Source organism: Tenacibaculum ovolyticum DSM 18103, assembly GCF_000430545.1.
Taxonomy (GTDB): Bacteria; Bacteroidota; Bacteroidia; order Flavobacteriales; family Flavobacteriaceae; genus Polaribacter; species Polaribacter ovolyticus.
The window spans coordinates 296,209-320,230 of the sequence record NZ_KE387165.1 but is presented as its reverse complement, the minus strand read 5'-3'; the positions used below and the strand labels follow the sequence as shown (position 1 = coordinate 320,230).

Genomic DNA, 24,022 nt, shown 5'->3' with positions numbered 1-24,022 from the left:
TCTGTAAGACTTCTAACTTGAAAGTTGCTGAATAGCTCCTGTTATTCCTAGGTAATAACCCTTTTTTCCCTTGGGCTTTGTAAAAACCAACCCATTTACGAATGTTAGATTCATTTAGACCTTTTTGTTTAGAAACAGCTGCTGCTGAATAGTGTGATTCTAAAACTAATTTTACACATTCAAGTTTAAATGCATAATCATACTTGACTTTTCTGCCCATAAAAATACCCCCAAATAGTGTCTAACTTTTTGGGGGCAGTGTACCTAGGAGTGGTTTTTTTGTTTTTCTTAGAGAGGTAAGTTATTCTGCTTTTTGCTCTAATAATTCAAAGAATTGATTCAAACGAGGAAGAATAATAATTTTTGTTCTTCTGTTTTTTGCTTTGTTCTCAGGTGTGTCGTTTGTAGTTAACGGCACATAGCTACCTCTACCAGCTGCAATTAACCTGTTTGGAGTTACATTATATTTGTTTTGTAATTCACGAACAATTGATGTTGCACGTAAAACACTTAATCCCCAATTATCTTTTATACTAGATCCTTTAGAAACAGGTGTGTCATCAGTATGACCTTCTATCATAACATCCATTTCTGGTTGACCGTTAACAACCGTAGCAACTTTTTCTAAGACTTTAGAAGCTTTTTCAGAAATGGTATAGCTTCCGCTTTTAAATAATAATTTATCTGAAATAGAAATAAATACAACAGTTTTTTCAACGTTTACTTGTATATCTTCATCATCAATACCTTGTTGTAGTTCTTTCTTTAAGTGAAAAGCAACAACTAAATTTAATGAATCTTTTTTAGAGGCAGCAGCTCTAATTCTATTTATATACTTGTCTTTTTTGCTAAGTTGAGTTAATGTTTCTTTTATGTTGTCATTAGCTCCTTTAGTTAAAACAGTTAAGTTTTCTACTTGTTGAAGTGTGTTTTGTTTGTCTTTTTTCAAGTCACCAACAGAATTCTTTAAAGAAGAAACTTTGTCTTGGCAGCTTTCTTTTTCTACCAAGCACTTCGTTAAATTAGTTTTTACATTTAATAATTCTTCCTTTGTTTTTTCATGCTTTGCTTTTAGAGCCTCCATTTCTTTAGTAGAAGCACATGAGGCTAATATAAGAGAAGCAGCAATAAATAAAAATATTTTCTTCATTTTGTATTGTTTTATAATTATGTGATAACAACGCAAATTTATGAAAATGCGTACATAAAAAATATAATTAACAATCTTTTATGAAGTGAGAATGAATTATTTTTGTGATAAATTAAAAGGATGATTAGAAAGATATTTTATTTAGCAAGTGTAGTTTTGTTTTTGTTAGCTGCTTGTAAACAAGAAAAAAAAATAAAAGAAACGAAGCTTGAGGGTTTGATTTTTGGTACTACTTATCATATTACTTATTTGGACGGAATTGATTATCAGGAGTCTATTGATAGTTTATTTTCTTTGGTAAATAAATCGTTGTCTACCTATATACCAACTTCTGATATTTCTAAAATTAATAGTGGAGATTCTACTGTGGTAGTTGATGGTATGTTTGTTGATGTGTTTGAGAAAGCAAAACGAATTTACAACGAAACTGATGGGTATTTTGATCCTACTATAGGGCGTTTAATTAATGCATATGGATTTGGATCGGGAAAAGAAAAGAAAAATTTGACTTCAGAAGAGGTTGTAGAGCTTATGAGTGGAGTAGGTTTTGATAAAGTAAGGCTTGAAAAAAGAAAGGTTTATAGAGAAAATTCTAATATAGAATTTAATGTGAACGCATTTGCAAAAGGATATGGGATTGATGTTATTGGACGGTTTTTAGAGCGTAAGAATATTGAAAATTACCTGGTCGAAATAGGAGGTGAAATAAGAGCACGTGGAAAAAAAGAAGGGAAGTTATGGAAAGTTGCTATTGAGAAACCAAATGTTGATGGTACACGATCACTTCAAAAAGTAATAGAATTAGATGGGGAGTCTATGGCTACTTCAGGAAATTATAGGAAGTATAAAATGAATGAAAAGGGAGAGAAAATTGTGCATACAGTAAATCCAAAAACTGGATTAGCTTTTGAAAGTAATCTTTTAAGTGTGTCTGTGCGTTTAAAAGGAGACTGTGCTGATGTTGATGCTTATGCAACTGCCTTTTTAGCTATGGGGTTAGATAAAACAAAAGAGTTTTTAGTAAAGCATCCTGAGCTAAAAGTGGTTCTATTATACAATGATAAAGATAATAATTTACAAGAATTTGTAAACTAATTTTTAAAACACACCGGTAAAATTTCGCCTTTCATTAAAGCAAATCGTTCTAGTTTTTCTGGAGCGATTTTTTTTTGTGAAATGTGCTTGTAATGAATTACTTGTGTTTTTACTATTAAGACTAATTAAAAATAGTGTTAATATTTGTTTTTCTATAAAATTTATTTCTATAATTTAGCATAAAAAAAAGCTATGAGACTTATACTACAGAAATAAAAAAAGAAACACTTTTTAATAATTCTTAATTGTACCTTTTTTGAGGTGTATAGAGGTACTTGCTATTTAAAATTCAACTTAATAATTAATATATGAAAATGAAAATCACAAAAATTATGTTGGTAGCGTTAACTTTTTTTTCGCTAACATCAAATGCGCAGGAACAAGAACAATACGATTGTTCTTTTTATTACCGAGAGGCATTGTTTTATCTAAAAGGAGATGAATACACTAAAAAAGACCCTGAAAAAGCCATTGAGTATTTAAAACCTTGTGCAAAAAAGGGTTTTGATAAGGCGCAATTGCTGCTAGGAAGGTTGTATTCTTTTGAAAATACTGAAGAGGCTGACAAAAAAGCTTTTGATTTAATTAAAAAAGCTGCTGAACAGAAAAATGCTATTGCAATGGCAGATTTAGGAATAATGTTTAAATATGGAAGAGGCTGTAAATTAAGCTTTAATAAGGCTAGAAAGTGGTTTAAAAAATCAGTAAAATTAGGAAATGATAAAGCCGCTTATAGTTTAGGGTATTTATATCTAAAAGGGTTGGGGAATGTTGCTCAAGATTACGAAGAAGCTACAAAGTGGTTTAAGAAAAGCGACTACTCTATGGCTAAGTATTGGTTAGGTGTATGTTATTATAAAGGTTATGGTGTAACTAAAAATATACCAAAAGCCAATGAACTGTTAGAAACCAATTTTAAAACAACTAACATGTTGCCTGTTACGCTTGTTAAAGAAAAAGATTTAGAGGTAGGTGATATTGAAGATGTTTCGATAATAAATGAAGAAGATAATAACTCTATTCTTGCTGTTTCAGAAGAAAATTTAATTGGTAAATGGAAAGGTAAATTAGTTCAGTTAGATTGGTCTGAGAGTGCTGTTGAAGATAAAAGTGATGTTTCTTTAGAAGTAAAGCTAGATGCTGTTTCGGGTGAGTTATTCGCTGTAATTAACTTTAAAGGTAATGTTATTGAAGATAAAATTATTAAGCTTGATAATTCAATTTATTTTGATAACACTTTTATTGAGTTATCTCACGAGTCATTTAATAACGAAATACCAAAAAGCCTTTCTCATCAACTATTATCGGGAGATTTGCAATTAAAAACATTAAAAAACACACCGTATTTAACCATTAAAATAAATAGTTATGTTAATGAGTGGAATGAGAAAGGTGTGCCAATAAGTTTGGTTTTAACTAAAGAAGTTGGGGCTGGAAATAGTAAAGAAGAATTGTCTGATGAGGCTTTAAAAGCATTGTCTGAACAAGAAGATAGTTTTATAAAATTGTACCCTAACCCTTTTGAAAGGGACTTAATTATTTCTTATAAGCTTAATAATGCGGCTAGAACTAAGGTTCAGGTTAATGATTTATACGGAAATGTTATATCAATTATTGAAAATGAAAAAATTAAAGAAAAAGGAGAACATCGTTATTTTTTCAATGGTTTTGAATTAAAAAAAGGAGTTTATGTAGTAAGTGTTGTGGTAAATAACAAAAACAACACAAGGGTAATAATAAAAAAATAAGCTAAATAATGAAAAGAATAATTTTAAATATAGTAGTAATACTCTCTTTGTTTTATTGTAAAACGAGTTTTTCTCAGACTTTAGAAAAGCCATTAAGAATAAAATCACAAAGATCAAATTCAAGAAGACCGCAAAGATTAAAACAAGATGAGTTTATAAATAGAAGGTCACCTTTAAAAGATATTTTTACAGTAGCTCCTTGCTACGTAAATTGTAACGTTACTGGTAGTGAAGGGGATTTAAGGTTTACAACATCTTCATCTTTTAATGTCGCTTTAAGTAATCACAACTTAATTGTACGTGCTGCAAGAAGAACATATAGAGCATGGCATAGTAAACAGTTGAATATTATTAAAAATAAACTTGAAGCTAAGTTTGGTAAAAAATTTTCAAATTATAATGAAGCAAAGAACATGTTGTTTGCCGATTCTGAAAGAAAAAATATTATAAAATGTGTAAACATTGCTAAGCCTAAATATAGTAATTTAAAAAGTAGTGGTTTTCGTAAGCAAAAAGAACATAAAAAAAAGTTAAAGCTTTTAAGATTAAGAGAAAATGAAATAAAAGCGGGTAATATTAATAATTCTAAATATGGTTTTATTAAAGTAGGAAATGTGTATTTAAAAGACTTAAAAAGTACAAAGGCATTAAAAAAATATTGGGATCCTTTGGTATCAGAATTTAGTAAAAATACAGCTATTACTCATGTAAATAATTATATATACAAAGCCTTTAGTAAGACTGGTGTTAATAATATAGTTGTATCAGCTAAGAATAATTATTATAATCGTTTAAATGATCGGGATAAGTTAGATTTTATGCAATTTCTAATTAATTACGAGTATTATAAAAAGTACAATTCTCCTCCTTATGCTTATTCAGAAGAAATAAGCAAATTATTTAAGAAATTTAATAAATTAGAAGTAGCAACACCTTCTTTAGTAGAAAACTATGCAATAAAAAATAGAGACGGTGGTATTTCTGTTTTTGATGCTCAATATTATTATAATTTACTTGATATTTATAGTAGGCCTCCTGCTCTGCCAGGATCGGAGAGTATGGCTATATTTGAGTGGGAAACAGTTAAAAATAAAGCTTTAGATAAACTTATAGCGGCAGAAAGTACTCCTAAAAATACTTTAGAATTTTTACAACAAGAAAAGCCAGATTATTTTGGACAAATTGTTAGTACAACCAATGGAGCATCTAGGATTCATGAAAATGCAATTGCTTTTAACGACGCAAATGGTAATGCATTTGCTTTTATTACACCCGATGAAAAATTCTTTTTCTGGGTACATACGGGAACAGTTACAGGGTGGTTTTTAGAAGGAGGTATATATACTGATTCTAAAAATTATCAATATTATGTATTAGATAAGTACAATAGAAATAGTCAACCAATATCTTGGGGTATACATAGGGCTTCAGAAGATTTAGGAGGTTCTATTGTGAACTTAGTAAGCCATCCTAATAAAGCTATAAGTGATTTTTCGAAAGGAATATTAAAGATAATCAGTTTAGATTTTGATATTAATAAAACATGGGAAAGAATAATTAATGCAGATTTGTCAGATGCATCTTATGTTGTGTCAACATTAGCGTTAGCGCATTTAGCAGGGCCAAAAGGTAAAGGGTTGGTTGCTGCTCCTGAAGTACCTAATCTTCAAAATTTATTAGCACAATATGCTTCTAAAGCTAAGCCAGGAAAGTTAACTTGGCCTCAGGTTATGAATTTATTTTTAAAAGGAAGAGTTTTTGAGCAGTATGTGTCAAGCCATTTAAAAACAATATATAAAAGTTCTAATGGTTATTCAGTATTTAATCAAGTATATTTGAAAGTTGATGGAGTGGTTTCAATAGTTGATGATTTAATTTACAATACGAATACTAAGAAATTTATTTTAAATGAAACTAAATACGGAATACATAATGTATTAAGTAAAAATCAAAGAATTTTACAGAATGCTATTAAAGCGGGAAGGAAAATTGAGGTAAGGTCAAAAGGTCCTTTTATAGATGTAAATGGGAAAACAATTGATTTACTTAAACAAGGAGAGTCTATAGGTATTTCAGAAATTTTACGTTCGCATAATTTAAGCGGAATTATTGATGCTAATACATTAAAAACAATATGGAAAAAATAATAACAAAAAATCAGGTAATACATACTATTGGTGCTAAACTCGAAAAAGAGTTTAGTGCTAATGGTTTTAAATATATCAAATCTAAAAAAGATTTAATTAGAAAAAACAAGGATGGATTTGACAGAATTATTTTTAACACTTACAATTCGTACCCTATTAGTCACCAGAAATTATCTATTGGGTTTCAAAAAAGAATAAATCTTGTAGAAGAAGTTGTTAATCAGTTTTATGATGAAAGATTCATGAATACTGAATTCCATAAAACTACAGTTACTGTTTATTCTGATAATGAGCTTTTAAAAGAATTTTATGATAATGAATTTAAATCAGAAAACAGTGCTGATTGTTTGATTTGTACGCAAATTAAAGACCTAGAAAAAAATGGTTTTATATTACATACAGAAAGTGATATTGAAAATATAGCTTCTTTACTTGTAGTTTTTATTCGAGATAAAGTGTTGCCTTTTTTTGATGTTAATAATGATTTAAATTATGTAAATGAGAGTGAAAAAAAGGAAATGATTGAGGTTTTTGAACTTAAAGGTTGGATAGATCCTATTTCGTTTATGCGTTCCTTGGTCTTAATGAAGCTTACGAAAGATACAAGTTATCAAGTAGTAAAAAACGAGTATATTGATCGCATGATAGTTCCAGCAAACCCAGATGTACATGCATTAAAAATAGAAGCTGTAAAAGAATTAATTACTTATTTAGAAAGTAAAGAGTTTTAGGGGTTTTATGGGAAAAATAATTACAATAAGATCGAGTATTTATTTATTTTCTGTGTTATTATTTATTAGTTGTTATGTAGTTCCTTGTAATTTAGATTTTGGTCTTGATGAGTTAAATGAGAAACAGGAGGATAGTTTTTTTATAGGAAGATATATAGTAGAAAAATCATTTAATAATCATTTAAAAATAGATAATTCTATAATAAATTTAAAAAAAGACGGAACTATAGAAATGAATAATATTCCTATAAATGTATTTGACTTTATGAAAGATTATAAAGAGGTGAATGTAAAAGGAACATGGAGGCAAAATTTTATAGAAAATCGTTTAGAAGATTGTTATTACTTGCCAACGAATTTAAAATTTGATAAAAAAGATGATATTGATGGTGGTTTAAGAACTATACAGGTTTATGTAAAAAATAATAAACCTGTATTGCTTATTGAATTTGGAGATCCAGATGGATGTAACGGAATTCGTTTCATTAAACAATAGAAGAATGTGAGTAACTGTAAATAATTAAAAGAGGTGCTGTTAATACGGTACTTACTTGATTATTATTTAAAACACACCGGTAAAATTTCGCCTTTCATTAAAGCAAATCGTTCTAGTTTTTCTGGAGCGATTTTTTTTGTGAAGTCAACTTCATCAACTTTAAAGCCTATAGAACGAAGTTTATTGAAGTAATCACGTCCGTACACGCGTACATGATCGTATTGACCGAATATTTTGGCACGTTCCTTACGATCGGTGATAGTGTCATCTTCAAAAGAAATTTCTCTATTTAAGTCTTGCGGAATTTGAAAAATACCAAAACCACCAGTATTTAAAACGCGATACAGTTCTTGCATTGCCTTGGTGTCATTAGGAATATGTTCTAGCACATGATTGCAAAAAACAACATCAAACTCATTGTCTTTAAAAGGTAAGTCGCAAATATCAGCCTTTACATCAGCAATTGGTGATTCTAAATCTGAAGTAATATACTCTAAGTTTTTTTGTTTCCTAAAAATGTCTAGAAAGCATTGTTCGGGAGCAATATGTAAAACTTTTAATTTTTTATCCGAAGAAAAAAAATCGGTTTCATTTTGTAAGTATAACCAAAGTAAACGATGTCTTTCTAATGATAGTGTAGAAGGAGAAAGTGCATTTTCTCGTTGTATACCATAACCATAAGGTAAAAATTTACGAAATGATTTACCATCAATAGGATCGGTAAAATTATCACCTTTTAACCACCATGCAATTATTGGACGAGCCAAATAACTAGCTTTAATTAAAAAGGGTCTAGGAATCGTATTTAATATGGATTTGAAAATCTTCAATTATTTATTTAAAATGTCTTTAAATTTTTTACTTGTAAATAGTTTTATGATAAGCAAAATAAAAGAAATTATTAATAGTAAAGTTCCTATTGCAAGTAATTCAGGAGCAAGCATCCAATGAAGTACTTTAAATGTAATTGCTAGAATTATAAAAATTATTCCGACAATAAAAACAGTAATAATTTGCTTTGATTTCATAATTTAAGCTCTAAACTCATCCTCCTCATTAGTTTCAATACCTAAAGCTTCGTGTACGTATTTAAAAGTTGAAAGTAACTCAGGTTTACCATTAACAATCGCAACATCGTGTTCAAAGTGAGCCGAAGGTTTATTATCTAAAGTAGTAATTGTCCAACCGTCGTTATGTTGTAATATTTTATGAGTTCCCATGTTTGTCATAGGTTCGATAGCTACAACCATACCTTCAATAAATTTTTTACCACGACCTCTGCGTCCATAATTTGGCATTTCAGGATCTTCATGCATAACACGTCCTAAACCATGACCAACCAATTCACGAACAACTCCATAACCATGTTTTTCAGTGAAATTTTGAATAGCAAAACCAACATCACCAACGCGGTTACCAACCTTTAATTCACGAATACCGACGTATAAACTTTCTCTAGTAATATCTAAAAGTTTTTTTGTTTCTGCAGCAATTTCACCTACAGCAAAAGTGTAAGCATGGTCTCCATAAAAATCATTTTTAATAGCACCACAGTCAATAGAAATGATATCACCTTCTTGTAAAGGAGTATTGTTAGGAATTCCATGAACAATTTGTGAGTTAGGACTCATGCAAAGCGTGTTAGGAAAATCATATAATCCTAAAAAACCAGGAATAGCTCCTTGCTCACGAATAAAATCTTCTGCAAGTTTATCAAGGTGTAAAGTAGTGACTCCAGGTTTTACTTCTTTGGCAAGCATACCTAATGTTCTTGATACTACTAATGCACTTTCGCGCATAATTTCTATTTCTTCTCTAGTTTTAGCTTTAATCATCTTAAAAATATTGAGGCGCAAATTTACGGTTATTTTTGATACGGATGTGTGTATGGTTTACCAGAAATTATTTTAAAAATATCCTCTTCAATTGTACTACCATCAACAGGGTGTTCTACAAAGCGACCAATCTCTTTTCCATTTTTATAAAATATAAAAGTAGGAACACGAATTATATCGTATCCTTTTTCTAAACCGTTCGCATTTTTTTTGCGATTTACAGTTACTAACTCTAAGTTTTTGTAGTCGAATTCAGCTTGATCTAGCGTTTTGTAAAAATTAGGAATTTCACGCTGACTATCACCACACCAAGTTCCCATAAAGCCTTTAATAGTTATATCTTTTAAATGAGGCTTTAATCTGTCTGTGGCACTTTTGTCTATTTCATAGTAGTTATAAAAGTCATTAAACCATTCTGAAGCGTATGGTTCCTGTTGAAAATCTTTTTTTGTAGCAATACCAATTAAGTCTCCGTCTTTGTCTTTTTTTGCTGGGCTTTTTGGTACAGCTGCACAAGAGACGATTAATAAAGTAATAAGTATGTATATTGTTTTTTTTATCATAATGTTTTAAATAAGTGAATGTTGTGTCATTTCTTTAGGTTGCGCTACATTCATTAGTCGTAAAATAGTTGGAGCAATATCACCTAAAACACCATTTTTTATCGATTTTAACTCTTTGTCAATTAAAATCATTGGTACTGGGTTTGTGGTATGTGCTGTGTGAGGAGTTCCATCAGGATTCATCATTGTTTCACAGTTACCATGATCGGCAATTAAAATAGTTGTGTAGTCATTTTCTAAAGCAGTTGTAATAACACTTTCTACACAATTATCTACAGTTTCACAGGCTTTTACAGCTGCCTCAAAAACACCAGTATGACCAACCATGTCTCCATTAGCAAAGTTTAAGCATACAAAATCTACCGCTCCTTCCTTTAATTCAGGAACAATAGCATCGCGAATTTCATAAGCACTCATTTCAGGTTTTAAATCGTACGTGGCTACTTTTGGTGATGGGCATAATAAACGTTTTTCACCTTTAAACTCCTGTTCCCTTCCGCCAGAAAAGAAAAATGTTACATGTGGGTATTTTTCGGTTTCAGCAATTCTAATTTGTTTTTTATTTGCAGCTTCTAAAACTTCACCTAAGGTATTTTCAATATTATCGCTATTGTAAATTACATGAACGTTTTTAAATGTTTCATCGTAATTTGTCATGGTAACAAAATATAACGGTAGTTTTTTAGTGTTAAGATCTGGAAAATCTTTTTGATTTAGTATTTCTGTTAATTCGCGACCTCTGTCGGTTCTAAAATTAAAAAAGATAACTACATCATCCTCTTTAATAGTTGTTTTGGGTTGTTTGTTTTCGTTTACCATAATAATAGGTTTCACGAATTCATCAGTAATTTTTTCAGTATAGTTTTCTTGAATACTTTCGGTGGCGTTTGTAGAGAAATCACCTTTTCCGTTTACTAAAGCATCATATGTTAGTTTAACTCTTTCCCAGCGATTGTCACGATCCATTGCATAATAACGACCTGTAATTGTTGCCAACTCACCAGTGGTTTTTTGCATATGCTGCTCAATGTCATTAATAAAATACTTTCCTGATTTCGGATCACAATCACGACCATCAGTAAAAGCATGAAGAAATACGTTCTTTAAGTTATGTTCGTTTGCAGTTGTTAATAATCCTTTTAAATGATCTATATGAGAATGAATTCCTCCGTTAGAAAGTAGTCCTAAAAAATGAACATTTTTATCATTCTTTTTAGCGTATTCAAAAGCGTTTAATAATTCAGTCTCTTGCGCTAAAGTACCATCCTTAACAGCTTTGTTAATTTTAGCAAGGTTTTGATATACAATTCTACCTGCACCTAAATTCATGTGTCCAACTTCCGAATTTCCCATTTGTCCTTCAGGTAAACCAACGTGTTCACCGTCTGTACGTAATTCAGCATGTGGAAATTTATCGTATAGCGAATTTATAAAAGGAGTTTTTGCATTATATATGGCAGATACTTTGGGGTCTTGGGTAATTCCCCAACCATCTAATATCATTAAAATTACTTTCTTGTTCATTTGTTGTGTGTTGAAAAACAAAAGTAAGAAAGATTTTTAGCTCTTTTTTAAAAAATAACGAAACCGATTGTTTGTTATAAATTAGGTGAAGCTGTTTCCCGCTTTCCGCACTCGCTTTTTTTAAGAAAAATAAAAAAGAGCTCAAACAGATGCTTCAATCAGGGCTAGACTTATTTACAGTTTTATAGATGTTATACAAGATAGTTCGTATCCTGTTTGTTGCGTTTTAAAAAATAACAAAACCAACTAGAAAGTATAAAAATAGAAAGGCGATAATTAAGAACACGATATTTTTAATTAAGGAGCTTCTTTTTTCTTTTCTTACTCGAAATTTAATCTCTTCTAATTCACTTTCAGTAACATTTTTAGTAAAATGTAAGGAGTCGTTGTCATCTTTTTGATAGCTCTCTAGTTTCTCAAAAGTACTTTTTCGATTTCTTTTATTATTTTTTATGCTGGTAACCATACTAGAAACTGCACCTCCAAAACTCATAGCTATTCATTTAAAGTTATATTTATAAGTAGCTTTTTTATTAGAAATGTTACAGAATTATTTTTTAATATGTCATTGTGAGATACGAAGCAATCTGTAAATATCAAATAGCTACAAACGTCATTACGAACAAAGTGAAGTAATGACGTTTGTAGTTATTTTCTGTACTTACGAATGGCCTCTTTTATTTTTTCAATTCTATTTTCAGGGTCTGGGTGTGTGCTTTGAAATTCAGGAGTTCTATTAGGGCCAGCTGCTTGTTTTAAAATTTCCATTACACCAATTAAGCTTTCAGGATTGTAACCAGCATCTATCATTAATTTAACACCTAAATCATCACTTTCTAGTTCGTCACCTCTACCGTATTTCATATTAATTACATTGGCAATAGATGCCATTCCTTGAGCTGTACTAGGGTCAAAACCAACAGAAGCACCAGAAAGTAAACCTTGAGTTAAATCTTGTTTAGCCATACGAGCAGCAGAATGACGACCGATAACATGACCAATTTCATGCCCCAACACACCTGCTAATTGATCCTCATTTTTTAGTTTAGAAAACAAAGCAAAAGTGATAAATACTTGCCCGCCTGGTAAGGCAAAAGCGTTAATGGCTCTCTCATCTTTTAATAAATGGAAATCAAAAGGATAACCAGATTCTCTGGCAATGCTATTATCTACTAGTTTTTTTCCAATATTATCTACTAAATCTTGATATTTTTGGCTAGGGTATAATCCCCCATGTTGTTGAGCCATTTGTGGAGCACTACTTAAACCAATTGCAATTTCTTGCTTTGGTGAAATAGAAATATGTTGTTTTTTACCTGTGTAGGGGTTTACTTCTGCGCTAGAACAATACTTTACTAAAGCGAATAATGCAATTGCTGCACCAATTAAAAACCTAATTTTTAAATTTCCGCGATTTCTCATGTCTTTGAATTGTTTGTTTTTGTGATAAAGGTAAAAGTACAAAATATATAATTTAACGAATATGGATTTTTTGTGAACTATAAAAAACTTAAATTTACCCAGCAAAACAAACAACTATATGGAGTCTCATTTTGAATTAAATGAAATCACGAAAAAATTACCTAAGCATTTACACAAATTTGTAGTAAAACAACCTTATAACGAGTATACAGCCCAAAACCAGGCGGTTTGGCGTTATGTAATGCGTATGAATGTTGATTATTTAGGTAAAGTAGCACACGCTTCTTACTTAAAAGGATTAGAACAAACAGGTGTTTCTGTTGAGAATATTCCATATATGGCAGGTATGAATCGTATTTTAAAAGATATTGGTTGGGCTGCGGTTTCGGTAGATGGTTTTATTCCCCCAAATGCATTTATGGAGTTTCAAGCTTATAATGTTTTGGTGATTGCTTCAGATATGCGTACTATAAATCATATAGAATATACACCTGCACCAGATATTATTCATGAAGCTGCTGGTCATGCGCCAATTATAGCAAACCCTGAGTATTCTGAATATTTACGTCGATTTGGAGAAATAGGGTCTAAAGCAATTTCATCATCGAAAGATTATGAAATGTATGAAGCTATTCGATTGTTATCTATTTTAAAAGAGAATCCAAATTCAACTCAAAAAGAAATTGAGGATGCGCAAGAAAAAGTAGAATGGTTGCAAAACAATATGGGGGAATTGTCTGAAATGGCACAAATAAGAAACTTGCATTGGTGGACTGTTGAATATGGTTTGATTGGAACCGTTGATGAGCCTAAGATATATGGAGCTGGTTTGCTTTCATCTATAGGAGAGAGTATGTGGTGTATGAAAGATGAGGTAAAAAAAGTACCTTATTCTATTGAGGCGGCAACGGTGAGTTTTGATATTACAAAACCACAACCTCAATTATTTGTTACGCCGAATTTTGCATACTTAAGCTTAGTTTTAAATGAGTTCGCAAATACGATGGCGCTTAGAACGGGTGGATTAAAAGGAGTTCATAAATTAATAGATTCTAAAAATTTAGGAACTGTAGAGTTAAGTACAGGGGTGCAAATTTCAGGTGCTTTTACCAATGTAATAGAGGATAAAAAAGGAAAAGTAGCTTATATACAAACTACAGGGCCAACCGCTTTGTCTAATAGAGATAAGGAATTAATAGGTCATGGTATTAGGTATCATGCAGAAGGTTTTGGAAGTCCTGTAGGAAAGTTAAAAGGAATTAATCTTCATATTGAAGATATGAGTCCACGAGATTTAAAAGCCTACGGAATATATGAAGGTGAGGAAATGATGTTGGAGTTTGAGAGCGGAGTAATTGTTAACGGGAAGGTGATAACAGGTACTCGTGATTTAAGAGGGAAGATTTTAATAGTCTCTTTAAAAGATTGTACAGTTACTTATAAAGATCAAGTATTGTTTAGGCCAGAGTGGGGTGTTTATGATATGGCAATAGGTAAAGAATTGGTGTCAGCTTATTCAGGACCTGCTGATGTAGATTCATTTGGTGATTTAGGGAAAGTTTCAGAAACTAAAACAGATAAAATTCAGTATTCGGAATCTGATAATAAGTTGTATGAAATGTACGATGATGTTAGAAGAAGTAGAGTAGAGGAAACGGTTACTGAAGAAAAGGTGATGACTGTTTTTAAAACTTTAAAAAGTGAATATACTACTGATTGGCTATTGCCTTTAGAGTTATATGAATTAGCTTTGGCAAATAATTACTCAATTAAAAACGAATTGAAAAATTATTTAGAAGAATTAAAAAGTAACAAGAGTTACAGAACTTTAATTGAAAACGGTTTAAATTTGTTGTCTGAACAATAGTTAAGGCAAATGGGATTATTTAATTTATTTAGAAAGAAAAACATGACAAACGAAATACAAGAATATTTAAGTAAAGGAGCTGTAGTTTTAGATGTACGTACTTTACCTGAATGGAATGAAGGACACTCGGAAGGAGCAAAACATATTGTTTTAACGGTGATACCTTCAAGTGTAGAAGAGGTTAAATCTTGGGGTAAGCCAGTAATTGCAGTTTGTAAAAGCGGAGCAAGAAGTGGGCAAGCGACTGATTTTTTAGTAGCGCAAGGGATTGATGTGATTAATGGAGGGCCTTGGCAAAATGTAGATCAGCACTTGACGAAATAAGGTTTTGGTTTTTAGCTTTTAAAACAGCTTCTATTTTATTATGCACTTTTAATTTTTTATTCGTGTTTCTGATATGTTTACGAGTTATAGAAGGAGATATTATCAAATTATCAGCAATTTCGTTGTAGTTTAAACCTTTATTTAATTTTATGAGGATTTGAGCTTCGTGTTTAGGTAATTTAATGTCTCCTTTTTATTTTCTTGAAAATAATTTTAAAAATTTCTTAATAAATGCAATATTTTAAAAGCTATGATAGGTGTCATTGGAGCGCGTCCATTCATTGCTTCAATAATACTATTGTGTGATTCTTTAGTATCTTTTCTTTTGAGTAAATATTCACATCAATATTTAAATACAGGGATTTTAATAAAACTATCAGTATACCATTTTACTTCTAAAGGGTATTTAGCATCTTTTATTGTCTCGGTACTAACATCTTTACCTGTGCCATAATTAATTTGCCAATCAGGGTTTTTATTTACAGATACGACTAATAGTAGCCTGCTACCTTTTGAAATAAATTTACTTACAAAACTTGCATTTTTAATAGGAATAATTTCTTTTTTATTGGGACTTAATAAATTCCTCCTGCTATTGTTTTTGGCATAACTAGCTCTTCCTAGGTAAGTGCTTAAAGAAAAATACTTGCCCTCTGGAGTTACTTGAAATAATTCAAGAACAACATCAAGGTCTCTTTTGTTAATCTCTAAGTTAATTTTCCCTAAAAAAGAACCATTAATTTCAAAATCAAAATCTAATTTCTTTGTTATATACCTAAGTTTCTCTTTTGTGTCTAATATAGAATCTAAAATTTTTTCCTTTTTTTTGCTGAAAGGACGATTCATGCTTCTATCCTTAAAATCGACTATTTGTTTTACAAAATGACTCTTCGTACTCTTTTTAAGAGATAGTGTATAATTTTCTTTTTGGTGCTTGCTTTTAAGGTAGAACTTTAGCGTATCATTGTTCATTTTAGAGGTTGAGGATACATGTTTCCATTTGCCAGTTCCCATTACTTGATAGTTAACTTTGTCTTTTAAAAGTTTAGGCTTAATACTATCTTTTAAAAGATAGTTAAACCATTTAAAGGTCAAAGGGATCTGCCTAATATTAGCAACAGAATCAATTTTGTAACCACCTAGTATTTTTTTAGGAAAACCTTGACCGCCTGAATGATCATATGGTCCAATTAATAATGTGTGGTTTGCTTTTGGATTATATTTTAAGTGTTCTTTGTGATAACTTAAAGCACCAGCTTGGTCTGAATCGTAATAACCTGTAAAAGTTAAAATTGGAATATTAATTTTAGAAAAATCATTTTGATGAGGTTTCATATTTGTCCAATAAGAATCATAGCTAGGATGTTTTAACCATCTTTGAAATAGTTTGTTTTCTTTGCCTAATAAACTATCTAATTTATTAAAAGCATAGCCACCTTTATACCATTTTTTATACAATGATTTCCACTTTTCTGTATTGCTAAAATCTTTTTCATCTGTCATTTTGTTATTGTTAACATAGCGAATCCATCTTAGCATATAAGACATAAATACATTATTATACATTGGGTAATCTATTCCAGGTCCAACAGAAACCATTGGAGCAATTGCTTTTAATGCAGGGTGAAGTTTTTTTGCTCCAGCCCATTGTGCAAATCCTAAATAACTTCCACCATACATTACTATACTGCCATTACACCAGGATTGTTTGGAAATCCAATCTATGGCATCATAAAGGTCGTTAGCATCAAGTTCAAAAGGATATAATTCGTTTTCGCTATTTTTCTTACCACGTACAAAAACATTAGCGCCATGATAACCATAAGCAGTTGCTATTTTCGCATCACCGATATCATATGAACTAGGGTATATGCTAAATTTTAAAACAACAGGTAATGGTTTTTCTTGTTTTCTTTTTCTAACAATGATAGCAGATAATTCTCCTTTATCTCTAGTTTTTATAATCAGACTATCTTTAATGATGTATTTTTGATCAAGAATTTTTTTTGAATATATCCTAGCATGTGAATTTACTGTTGAAGCTACTAGGAAAGAAGCATAATTTCTACAAATTTTAATGGCTCTTTTTAGTGTAATACTATCATTTTTTATACTTAAACTTTCGTTCAAACTTTTTAATTTTAAGTCTTTAGTATCATCAAAATAAAAAAAAGAGTCTTCTATGATACCTTTTTTAATAATTTTTGCATATATTTTATCTAGACTTTCTGATATTAACTTATAATTAATTGGAATATTTGAGTTTATCGATTCTTCTTTAGTTTTAGTATATAATTCATATTGAATGCCAGCAACATGACTAAAATCACCATATCCTCCTTTTTTAAATATAACCCTTAGAGAGTCTAAATTTTGTAATGATTTTACGTGTTTTTTAGACGCAATTTGAATTCTAAAAAGATTACCAAGATAGGTTTGTCTATTTTTTTTAGGTAATTTTTTTTCTATATTCTTGGCTAAAAGTTCAATATTTTTATAAGTTTCTAGGGTATTCTTAGAAGACTTAAAATAAATTTTTTGAGATTGAAGGTGTTTAAACACAAAAAAAAACAGAAATAAAGTAATTAGTTTCTTATTCATTTTTTTTAATTAGCATTTGTTTTTAATGTAAGCGAATTTAATCAAAAAAAGATGATACTGTTAAAAGTCGATATGAATATGTTTATTTTTTAATGAGTTTTTTTTCTCTTGAATACTTTTTAAAAATTTTAAATGAGCTTCAGATTCGGGATTAAAAGAGCGGTGTGTTATTCCTCTTTGAATTGTTTCTACTTTGCTCATTGTTTGTTGAGTTTCTTCAGATGTCCAAGAAGTAAAGAATTTATCCCAAATATAATTAATAGCAGTTTTATTTGGGTGAATCATATCTTCAGAATAAAAACGATAATCTCGTAGTTCATCCATCATAATTTCATAAGAAGGAAAGTAATAGGTGTTTTCTCTGGGTTCTATTATATTGTGAATAGCCGAAAGTAAATGAGATTTGCTTCGTTGGTTTTCAATAAAACCATCTTTTAAATGCCTAACAGGAGAGACGGTAAAAAGTATATTTACATTTTTGTTTACTGATTTTATGAGAGAAATAATGGCTTCTATGCTTTCGGTAATTTCATCAACCGATAAAATTTCTTTTAAAAATTTTTTCTGTGGAACTTTATGGCAATTGGCAACAATTGTATCGGATTCAATATGGCGATATACCCATGAAGTTCCTAGTGTTATTACAATATGGGTAGCGCCGTTTAATTGCTTAAATGTCGTAGTGTTTATACTATTTAAGTTATTTAAAACTTCATCTTTACTCGCGGCGCTTAAAATTGAATGTGTATCAAAACTATGCCAGCGTTCATTATAAAAAAAAAGATCATCATCTGTGTACACCTTTTTATTTATTGCGTCTAAAACTAAATTTTCAATAGCTTTTGGGTGAAATAAAATACCAAAAGGGTTTACTACAGATTGAAATTTATAATAAGACAATTTTTCTCCTATATTTTCTGAAAAACAAGATCCTAGTAATAATAACTTAGAGTCATAATTGATTTGATTTAATGGTTGTTTTTTTAAGGCTATTTTAGTTTGGAGAATCATTGAATAAAGATAAAATTCAAGCTCAAAAATAAAGATTAAATAGTTAGAAACAAGTGATAGTTTTTTTTGATGATATAAAATTGTACATTTGTTTAATTAAAATGAATTTATATTGAACAGTATTAAGAATACCTTTACTATAAAAGATCTTGAAAATATTTCAGGGGTAAAAGCGCATACTATTCGTATTTGGGAGAAACGATATGGTTTGTTGTCGCCAGAAAGAACAGGTACTAATATTCGTTATTATTCTTCAGATAACTTGCAGAAATTGTTAAATGTTGTTTTGTTAAATACAAATAATCATAAGATTTCTAAAATAGCTGAAATGTCTAATGAAACGATTATTGTTAAAGCAAGAGAGTTGGCATTTAAGGTTGCTGTTGATGATGAAGCTATTAATTCGTTTAAGCTCTCTATGTTTCAGTTTGATAAAGTTTTGTTTAATAACACGTATAATAAGTTGTTAAATAAAAAAACATTTAGAGAAATTTTTAAAGATGTTTTTATTCCTTTTTTAGGGCATATAGGTTTGTTGTGGCAAACAGATACATTGTTGCCAGCGCACGAGCATTTCATATCTAATTTAATAGCTCAGAAAATTCAAATTAGCATAGAAAGATTAGAATATTCTGTCGTTAATTCAGAGACTACTTATGTTTTGTTTCTGCCAGAAAATGAGATACATGAGCTTGGGTTGATGTACTTAAACTACGAGCTTGTTTTAAGAGGGAATTCAACAATCTATCTAGGGCAAAGCTTGCCATTAAATAATCTTGATTATTTTTTTGAAAGTGATACTAAAATTTGCTTTATAACATCATTAACTGTTCAGCCTTATGATGATAAGATTGTAAGTTATTTTCAGGAAATTAATGATATTATTAAAGGAACAGAGCATAAATTAATCGCTGTTGGTACTAAAACTTTAAAAGTAAAAGAAATTGATTTTGAAGCTGATATTTCTTTATATCCATCTGTGGTATCGTTACTAAAAACGTTGTAATTTTTTTTGGTTAATTTTATTTTGTTTAATCTTTTTTTGTTTTTGTTGAACAAAAAATGTAAATTTGATTGACTCAATAGATTTCTTATCTTAATAGAAAATTAATTGAGCAACTAATATTAATTAATAAGGTAGCGCATTGAAAAAAAAAATATTAATAATAGGTTCAGGTTTTTCTTCTCTTGCGGCAGCGTGTTATTTAGCGAAAGCAGGTAATGAAGTTGTTGTTTTAGAGAAAAATGAAACCGTAGGAGGGAGAGCTAGGCAATTAATAAAAGATGGATTTACTTTTGATATTGGGCCTACTTGGTATTGGATGCCAGATGTTTTTGAGAAATTTTTTGCTGATTTTGGAAAAAAACCTTCAGATTATTATGAGTTAGAAAAGTTAACTCCAGCATACCAGGTTTATTTCGATGTTAAAGACTCAATTACAATACCTGGAAGTTTAGAGGAGATATATGAAGTTTTTGAAAGGGAGGAAAAAGGGAGTGCAGCACACTTAAAAACTTTTTTAAAATCAGCAGCATATAATTATGATGTTTCTATAAACGATTTGGTTTATAAACCAGGGGTTTCTCCATTAGAATTAGTAACACCTGTTACTATTGGAAAAATAACACAGTTTTTCTCTACTATAAGAACACAAGTTAGAAAAAAAATAAAAAGTAAGAAATTAATTCAAATTTTAGAGTTTCCTGTTTTGTTTTTAGGAGCTAAACCAAGTAATACTCCTGCATTTTACAATTTTATGAATTATGCTGATTTTGGTTTAGGTACATGGCATCCAAAGGGTGGAATGTATAAGGTAATTGAAGCAATGATAACGCTAGCTACTGATTTAGGAGTTGATTTTAAGGTGAACTCAAATGTAGAGGAGGTTGTTGTAAATGAAGTTGGTGAAGCAACAGGAATGGTTGTAAATAAAGAATTTGTTTCTTCAGATATTGTTTTAAGTGGAGCGGATTATCATCATACAGAAACACTATTGCCAAAGAAATATAGGCAGTATTCTGAAAAGTATTGGGATAAAAAAGTATTCGCACCATCATCACTATTATTTTATGTAGGTTTTGATAAAAAATTAGAAAATGTTTGTCATCATACATTATTTTTCGATACTGATTTTGATGTACATGCAAAAACTATTTATGATACCCCTAGTTGGCCTAAAGAACCGTTATTTTATGCAAGCTTCCCCTCTATAACAGATGGTTCTTTTTCGCCAGCGGGTAAAGAAGCTGCAACTTTCTTAATACCATTAGCTCCAGGTATAAATGATACTCCAGAGATTAGGGAAGAATATTTTAATATTATTTTAAACCGACTAGAGAAGTTAACAGGGCAATCTGTTAAAGAACATATTTTATTTAAAGAAAGTTTTTGTGTTAATGATTTTAAGAAAGATTATAACTCATATAAAGGTAATGCTTATGGGTTGGCCAATATTTTAACACAAACTGCTTTTTTAAGACCAAAGATAAAAAGTAAAAAAGTAAAAAAATTATTTTTTACAGGGCAATTAACAGTTCCAGGGCCAGGAGTACCACCAGCTTTAATATCTGGTAAAATTGCTTCTGATTTAATTATAAAAAACCACCATTAATATGAAAAAACAACTGTTCGATGAAGTTTCTTACGCAAGTAGTAAGCTTGTAACCAAAAAATATAGTACATCTTTTTCGTTGGCTACAAGAATGCTAGCACCAAGTATTAGAGGGGCAATTTATAATATTTATGGCTTTGTTAGGTTTGCAGATGAAATTGTAGACTCTTTTCACGATTATGATAAAGAAAGTCTTCTAATTAGTTTTGAAAAAGAATATTTTTCAGCAAAAAAGGCAGGTATTAGTTTAAACCCTATTATAAATTCATTCATACACACTGTTTTGAAATATGATATTTCAGACGAGATGGTAAAAGCTTTTTTAAAAAGCATGAAAGCTGATTTGTATAAAACTACTTATGAAACAGAAGCGGAGTATAAAGAGTATATTTATGGTTCGGCAGATGTTGTTGGGTTGATGTGTTTAAAGGTTTTTGTTAATGGAAATCAAGAAAAATATGATAGTCTTAAGGATGCTGCACAACGATTAGGGTCGGCATTTCAAAAAGTAAATTTTTTACGCGATTTGAAAGATGATTTTGAAGATTTAAATAGATCGTATTTCCCTAATGTGAATTTTAAAAATTTTGATAAACAATCAAAATTAGCAATTATTAAAGATATTGAGTCAGACTTTGAGTATGCTTTTCAAAATGGAGTTTTAAAATTACCGGTTGAGGCTAAGTTTGGTGTTTATATTGCGTTTAGATATTATAAACGATTGTTAAAAAAGTTGAAAGCAGTTCATTATACAAAAATAATGGAAACAAGAGTGCGAATTTCAAATCCGATGAAAATAAACTTATTAGCAAGAAGTTATGTTAAATATAAATTAAACATGATTTAATAATGCTTAAAATTTTAATTTATTTTTCTTTTATAAGTCTTGCAATAGTTGCTCCTAAGTTTGTAACTGATTACCATGAGGTATCAAATAAAAAAGAAGAATTATTATATATTAATAAGTTTCAAAATAGTAAAGAGGTAGCAGTTAAAGGGTATGTAATTTCGTTAAGAATGAAACAGGCAAAATATAAGTTTTTACCATGGAGTAAGTTGATGATTTTTAAGAAAGAGAAAAATAAATTAGAAAGCTTAATCAATAAACATCCCAGTAATATTCATCTAAGGTATGTACGTTTGGTTATTCAAGAAAAATTACCAAAATTACTTAATTACTCATCTCAAATAAATAGTGATAAAGAATTTTTAAAAAAGTATTTAAACAAAAAAGATTCTACTGACTATTTAGATAAATATATTATAAAAAATACATCATTATGATTGTAGTAATTTTTTTATTAACAACTCTTATAACTTTTTTGGTTATGGAAGGTGTAACATGGCTTACACATAAATATGTAATGCATGGTTTTGGTTGGTATTTGCATGAAGATCATCATCAGCCAGGATATCCACATGTATTTGAGAAAAACGATGCTTTCTTTGTAGTTTTTGCAATACCAAGTATTTTGTTATTCTATTTTGGAATTAGACCAGAATTAAATCCTTTGTTTTTTATTGGATTAGGAATTTTACTTTACGGATTGGCCTATTTTTTAGTGCACGATGTATTAATTCATAGACGATTTAAGTGGTTTAAAAATACAAATAATCAATATTTAAAAGGATTAAGAAAAGCACACAAAATTCATCATAAGCATATGGGAAAACCCGATGGAGAGTGTTTCGGAATGTTATTTGTGCCTTTTAAATATTTTAAGAAAAAGCAATGAGTCATTATCTGTACCTCATATTAACTTTAGGGAGCCTAAGTATTCCGTTATTATATAGCATTTTTGAGAAAAAATTTCATTTTATTCAGTATTTCAAAATTGCTTTTATAAGTATACTATTAGTCGCGATTCCTTTTTTAATCTGGGATGGTTTGTTTACAAGCTATGGAGTATGGGGGTTTAATTCAACATATCATTTACCTATAGAAATTTTAAAAATGCCTTTAGAAGAGTGGCTTTTTTTCTTTTGTATACCATATGCATGCTTATTTACTCATGAAGTATTAAAATATTTAAAACCAGATTTTAAATTATCAAAATCAGGAACTATTATTATTAGTTTTTTATTGGTTTTTATAACATTAATATTGGTGATTTTTAATTTTGGGAAGTTATATACTACTATAAATTTTATATTCTTTTTACTGTTGATCTTTTACGGATTAAAGAATCATTTAAAAACGCTACAAGAGTATTTTCCTAGTTTTTTAGTGGTTTTAATTCCTTTCTTAATCGTAAACGGAATTTTAACAGGTAGTTTTATAGAGGAACCTGTAGTTTGGTATAATGATAATGAAAATTTAGGATTTAGAATATTTACAATACCATTTGAGGATGTGTTTTATGCATTTAATTTATTATTTACAATACAATTAATTTTCAATTATCTAAAAAAGAAAAGATTTGAAAGAAAATAAATATATACGTTTTTTAATTTTTTTAGTGGTAAATTTCTTAGCATTAGGAATTGGTGTTTTGTTGATGGAAAATGGACCAAGAACAGATTGGTATCTTTCTTTAAACAAAGCGCCTTGGACACCTGCAGGTTGGGTTTTTGGAGCAGCTTGGACAACAATAATGTTGTTGTTTTCTTTTTACATGACAATATTAAGTTTTGAATATCCATTTTTAAATAAAAAATTGACAGGGCTTTTTAGTATTCAATGGATTTTAAATGTAGGTTGGAATTACTTTTTTTTCAATCAACATTTAACAGTTGTCGGGTTAATTTCAATCACTTTATTATGGTTGTTAATCGGATATTTTACGTTTGAACACTTAAAAAGATTAAAACTGTTCACATTACTAATACTTCCGTATTTAATATGGATGACGATTGCAACAAGTTTAAACGCATACATCGTATTTTATAACTAAAA

General features: G+C 29.7%; 26 protein-coding genes. 14 read left to right on the top strand and 12 right to left on the bottom strand.

Translation table 11 applies throughout. From position 1 onward, the window contains the following. Both H518_RS0117820 and H518_RS0117815 read right to left on the bottom strand, forming a co-directional pair. Window positions 1–220: transposase (locus H518_RS0117820; protein ID WP_028888866.1), on the bottom strand; the 220-nt coding region annotated here is incomplete at its 3' end. Window positions 221–301: 81 nt separating this feature from the next. After that, window positions 302–1,150: an OmpA/MotB family protein gene (locus H518_RS0117815; RefSeq protein ID WP_028890337.1), complete on the bottom strand. Its 849-nt coding sequence runs from the start codon at window positions 1,148–1,150 to the stop codon at window positions 302–304. 120 nt (window positions 1,151–1,270) lie between these two features. Here H518_RS0117815 and H518_RS0117810 point away from each other — a divergent pair, with 120 nt between their 5' ends. The 5 genes from H518_RS0117810 to H518_RS0117790 all read left to right on the top strand — a co-directional run bounded on the left by H518_RS0117810 (window position 1,271) and on the right by H518_RS0117790 (window position 7,367). Next, window positions 1,271–2,245 carry an FAD:protein FMN transferase gene (locus H518_RS0117810; protein ID WP_043707231.1) on the top strand — a complete coding sequence of 325 codons (975 nt, stop codon included), beginning with the start codon at window positions 1,271–1,273 and terminating at the stop codon, window positions 2,243–2,245. Between the two features lie 314 nt (window positions 2,246–2,559). Further along, the gene (locus tag H518_RS20655) at window positions 2,560–3,993 is read left to right on the top strand and encodes a tetratricopeptide repeat protein (protein ID WP_162143122.1); all 1,434 of its coding nucleotides are present in this window, start codon (window positions 2,560–2,562) and stop codon (window positions 3,991–3,993) included. An 8-nt stretch (window positions 3,994–4,001) separates the two neighbouring features. Further along, window positions 4,002–6,140, top strand: a complete 2,139-nt coding sequence (locus H518_RS0117800; RefSeq protein WP_028890335.1) for a hypothetical protein — start codon at window positions 4,002–4,004, stop codon at window positions 6,138–6,140. After that, complete coding sequence (locus H518_RS0117795; RefSeq protein ID WP_028890334.1) at window positions 6,128–6,871, top strand: hypothetical protein; 744 nt, start codon at window positions 6,128–6,130, stop codon at window positions 6,869–6,871. Before H518_RS0117800 ends, H518_RS0117795 begins: the two co-directional genes overlap by 13 nt. 7 nt (window positions 6,872–6,878) lie before the next feature. Then, entirely contained in the window at window positions 6,879–7,367 is a 489-nt protein-coding gene (locus H518_RS0117790; RefSeq protein ID WP_028890333.1) for a hypothetical protein, read from the top strand. Between the two features lie 62 nt (window positions 7,368–7,429). Here the strand turns inward: H518_RS0117790 and H518_RS0117785 are convergent, their stop codons facing one another. The 7 genes from H518_RS0117785 to H518_RS0117755 form a co-directional block, all read right to left on the bottom strand. Further along, entirely contained in the window at window positions 7,430–8,197 is a 768-nt protein-coding gene (locus H518_RS0117785) for a class I SAM-dependent methyltransferase (protein ID WP_028890332.1), read from the bottom strand. Next, a complete protein-coding gene (locus H518_RS0117780; protein WP_028890331.1) occupies window positions 8,198–8,395 on the bottom strand; it encodes a hypothetical protein in 198 nt (65 codons plus the stop codon). Between the two features lie 3 nt (window positions 8,396–8,398). Further along, window positions 8,399–9,202: a type I methionyl aminopeptidase gene (gene map / locus H518_RS0117775; RefSeq protein ID WP_028890330.1), complete on the bottom strand. Its 804-nt coding sequence runs from the start codon at window positions 9,200–9,202 to the stop codon at window positions 8,399–8,401. Window positions 9,203–9,231: 29 nt separating this feature from the next. Then, a complete protein-coding gene (locus H518_RS0117770; protein ID WP_051263836.1) occupies window positions 9,232–9,765 on the bottom strand; it encodes a thioredoxin family protein in 534 nt (177 codons plus the stop codon). A gap of 6 nt (window positions 9,766–9,771) precedes the next feature. Further along, window positions 9,772–11,289: a 2,3-bisphosphoglycerate-independent phosphoglycerate mutase gene (gpmI, locus tag H518_RS0117765; protein WP_028890328.1), complete on the bottom strand. Its 1,518-nt coding sequence runs from the start codon at window positions 11,287–11,289 to the stop codon at window positions 9,772–9,774. A 226-nt stretch (window positions 11,290–11,515) separates the two neighbouring features. Next, a complete protein-coding gene (locus tag H518_RS0117760; RefSeq protein WP_028890327.1) occupies window positions 11,516–11,782 on the bottom strand; it encodes a hypothetical protein in 267 nt (88 codons plus the stop codon). 155 nt (window positions 11,783–11,937) lie between these two features. Then, a complete protein-coding gene (locus tag H518_RS0117755; RefSeq protein WP_028890326.1) occupies window positions 11,938–12,711 on the bottom strand; it encodes a M48 family metalloprotease in 774 nt (257 codons plus the stop codon). Window positions 12,712–12,829: 118 nt separating this feature from the next. On the opposite strand from H518_RS0117755, the gene H518_RS0117750 reads away from it, so the two are divergent. Both H518_RS0117750 and H518_RS0117745 read left to right on the top strand, forming a co-directional pair. Then, on the top strand, window positions 12,830–14,578 hold the full coding sequence (locus H518_RS0117750) for an aromatic amino acid hydroxylase (RefSeq protein ID WP_028890325.1): 1,749 nt from the start codon (window positions 12,830–12,832) through the stop codon (window positions 14,576–14,578). A gap of 42 nt (window positions 14,579–14,620) precedes the next feature. Further along, the gene (locus H518_RS0117745) at window positions 14,621–14,902 is read left to right on the top strand and encodes a rhodanese-like domain-containing protein (RefSeq protein ID WP_043707267.1); all 282 of its coding nucleotides are present in this window, start codon (window positions 14,621–14,623) and stop codon (window positions 14,900–14,902) included. Here the strand turns inward: H518_RS0117745 and H518_RS21585 are convergent. The 3 genes from H518_RS21585 to H518_RS0117735 all read right to left on the bottom strand — a co-directional run bounded on the left by H518_RS21585 (window position 14,856) and on the right by H518_RS0117735 (window position 18,514). After that, window positions 14,856–15,020 carry a MalT transcriptional regulator family protein gene (locus tag H518_RS21585; protein WP_407635138.1) on the bottom strand — a complete coding sequence of 55 codons (165 nt, stop codon included), beginning with the start codon at window positions 15,018–15,020 and terminating at the stop codon, window positions 14,856–14,858. The two genes, H518_RS0117745 and H518_RS21585, sit on opposite strands and share 47 nt — an antisense overlap. 224 nt (window positions 15,021–15,244) lie before the next feature. Continuing rightward, window positions 15,245–17,503, bottom strand: a complete 2,259-nt coding sequence (locus H518_RS0117740; protein ID WP_051263835.1) for a CocE/NonD family hydrolase — start codon at window positions 17,501–17,503, stop codon at window positions 15,245–15,247. A 60-nt stretch (window positions 17,504–17,563) separates the two neighbouring features. After that, window positions 17,564–18,514, bottom strand: a complete 951-nt coding sequence (locus H518_RS0117735; RefSeq protein WP_028890322.1) for a GSCFA domain-containing protein — start codon at window positions 18,512–18,514, stop codon at window positions 17,564–17,566. A 112-nt stretch (window positions 18,515–18,626) separates the two neighbouring features. On the opposite strand from H518_RS0117735, the gene H518_RS0117730 reads away from it, so the two are divergent. The 7 genes from H518_RS0117730 to H518_RS0117700 all read left to right on the top strand — a co-directional run bounded on the left by H518_RS0117730 (window position 18,627) and on the right by H518_RS0117700 (window position 24,020). Then, a complete protein-coding gene (locus H518_RS0117730; protein WP_028890321.1) occupies window positions 18,627–19,520 on the top strand; it encodes a MerR family transcriptional regulator in 894 nt (297 codons plus the stop codon). Window positions 19,521–19,659: 139 nt separating this feature from the next. Next, window positions 19,660–21,126, top strand: coding sequence for a phytoene desaturase family protein (locus H518_RS0117725; protein WP_028890320.1), 1,467 nt, complete (start codon window positions 19,660–19,662; stop codon window positions 21,124–21,126). 1 nt (window position 21,127) lies between these two features. Next, window positions 21,128–21,973, top strand: coding sequence for a phytoene/squalene synthase family protein (locus tag H518_RS0117720; protein ID WP_043707229.1), 846 nt, complete (start codon window positions 21,128–21,130; stop codon window positions 21,971–21,973). Window positions 21,974–21,975: 2 nt separating this feature from the next. Beyond that, window positions 21,976–22,410 (top strand): hypothetical protein, encoded by a 435-nt coding sequence (locus tag H518_RS20155; RefSeq protein WP_043707227.1) that lies wholly within the window; start codon window positions 21,976–21,978, stop codon window positions 22,408–22,410. Continuing rightward, window positions 22,407–22,862 carry a sterol desaturase family protein gene (locus tag H518_RS0117710; protein WP_028890318.1) on the top strand — a complete coding sequence of 152 codons (456 nt, stop codon included), beginning with the start codon at window positions 22,407–22,409 and terminating at the stop codon, window positions 22,860–22,862. Before H518_RS20155 ends, H518_RS0117710 begins: the two co-directional genes overlap by 4 nt. Further along, the gene (locus tag H518_RS0117705) at window positions 22,859–23,560 is read left to right on the top strand and encodes a lycopene cyclase domain-containing protein (RefSeq protein WP_028890317.1); all 702 of its coding nucleotides are present in this window, start codon (window positions 22,859–22,861) and stop codon (window positions 23,558–23,560) included. The genes H518_RS0117710 and H518_RS0117705 overlap by 4 nt, the downstream gene beginning before the upstream one ends. Beyond that, complete coding sequence (locus H518_RS0117700; protein WP_028890316.1) at window positions 23,547–24,020, top strand: TspO/MBR family protein; 474 nt, start codon at window positions 23,547–23,549, stop codon at window positions 24,018–24,020. The genes H518_RS0117705 and H518_RS0117700 overlap by 14 nt, the downstream gene beginning before the upstream one ends. The last annotated feature ends 2 nt before the right edge of the window (window positions 24,021–24,022 follow it).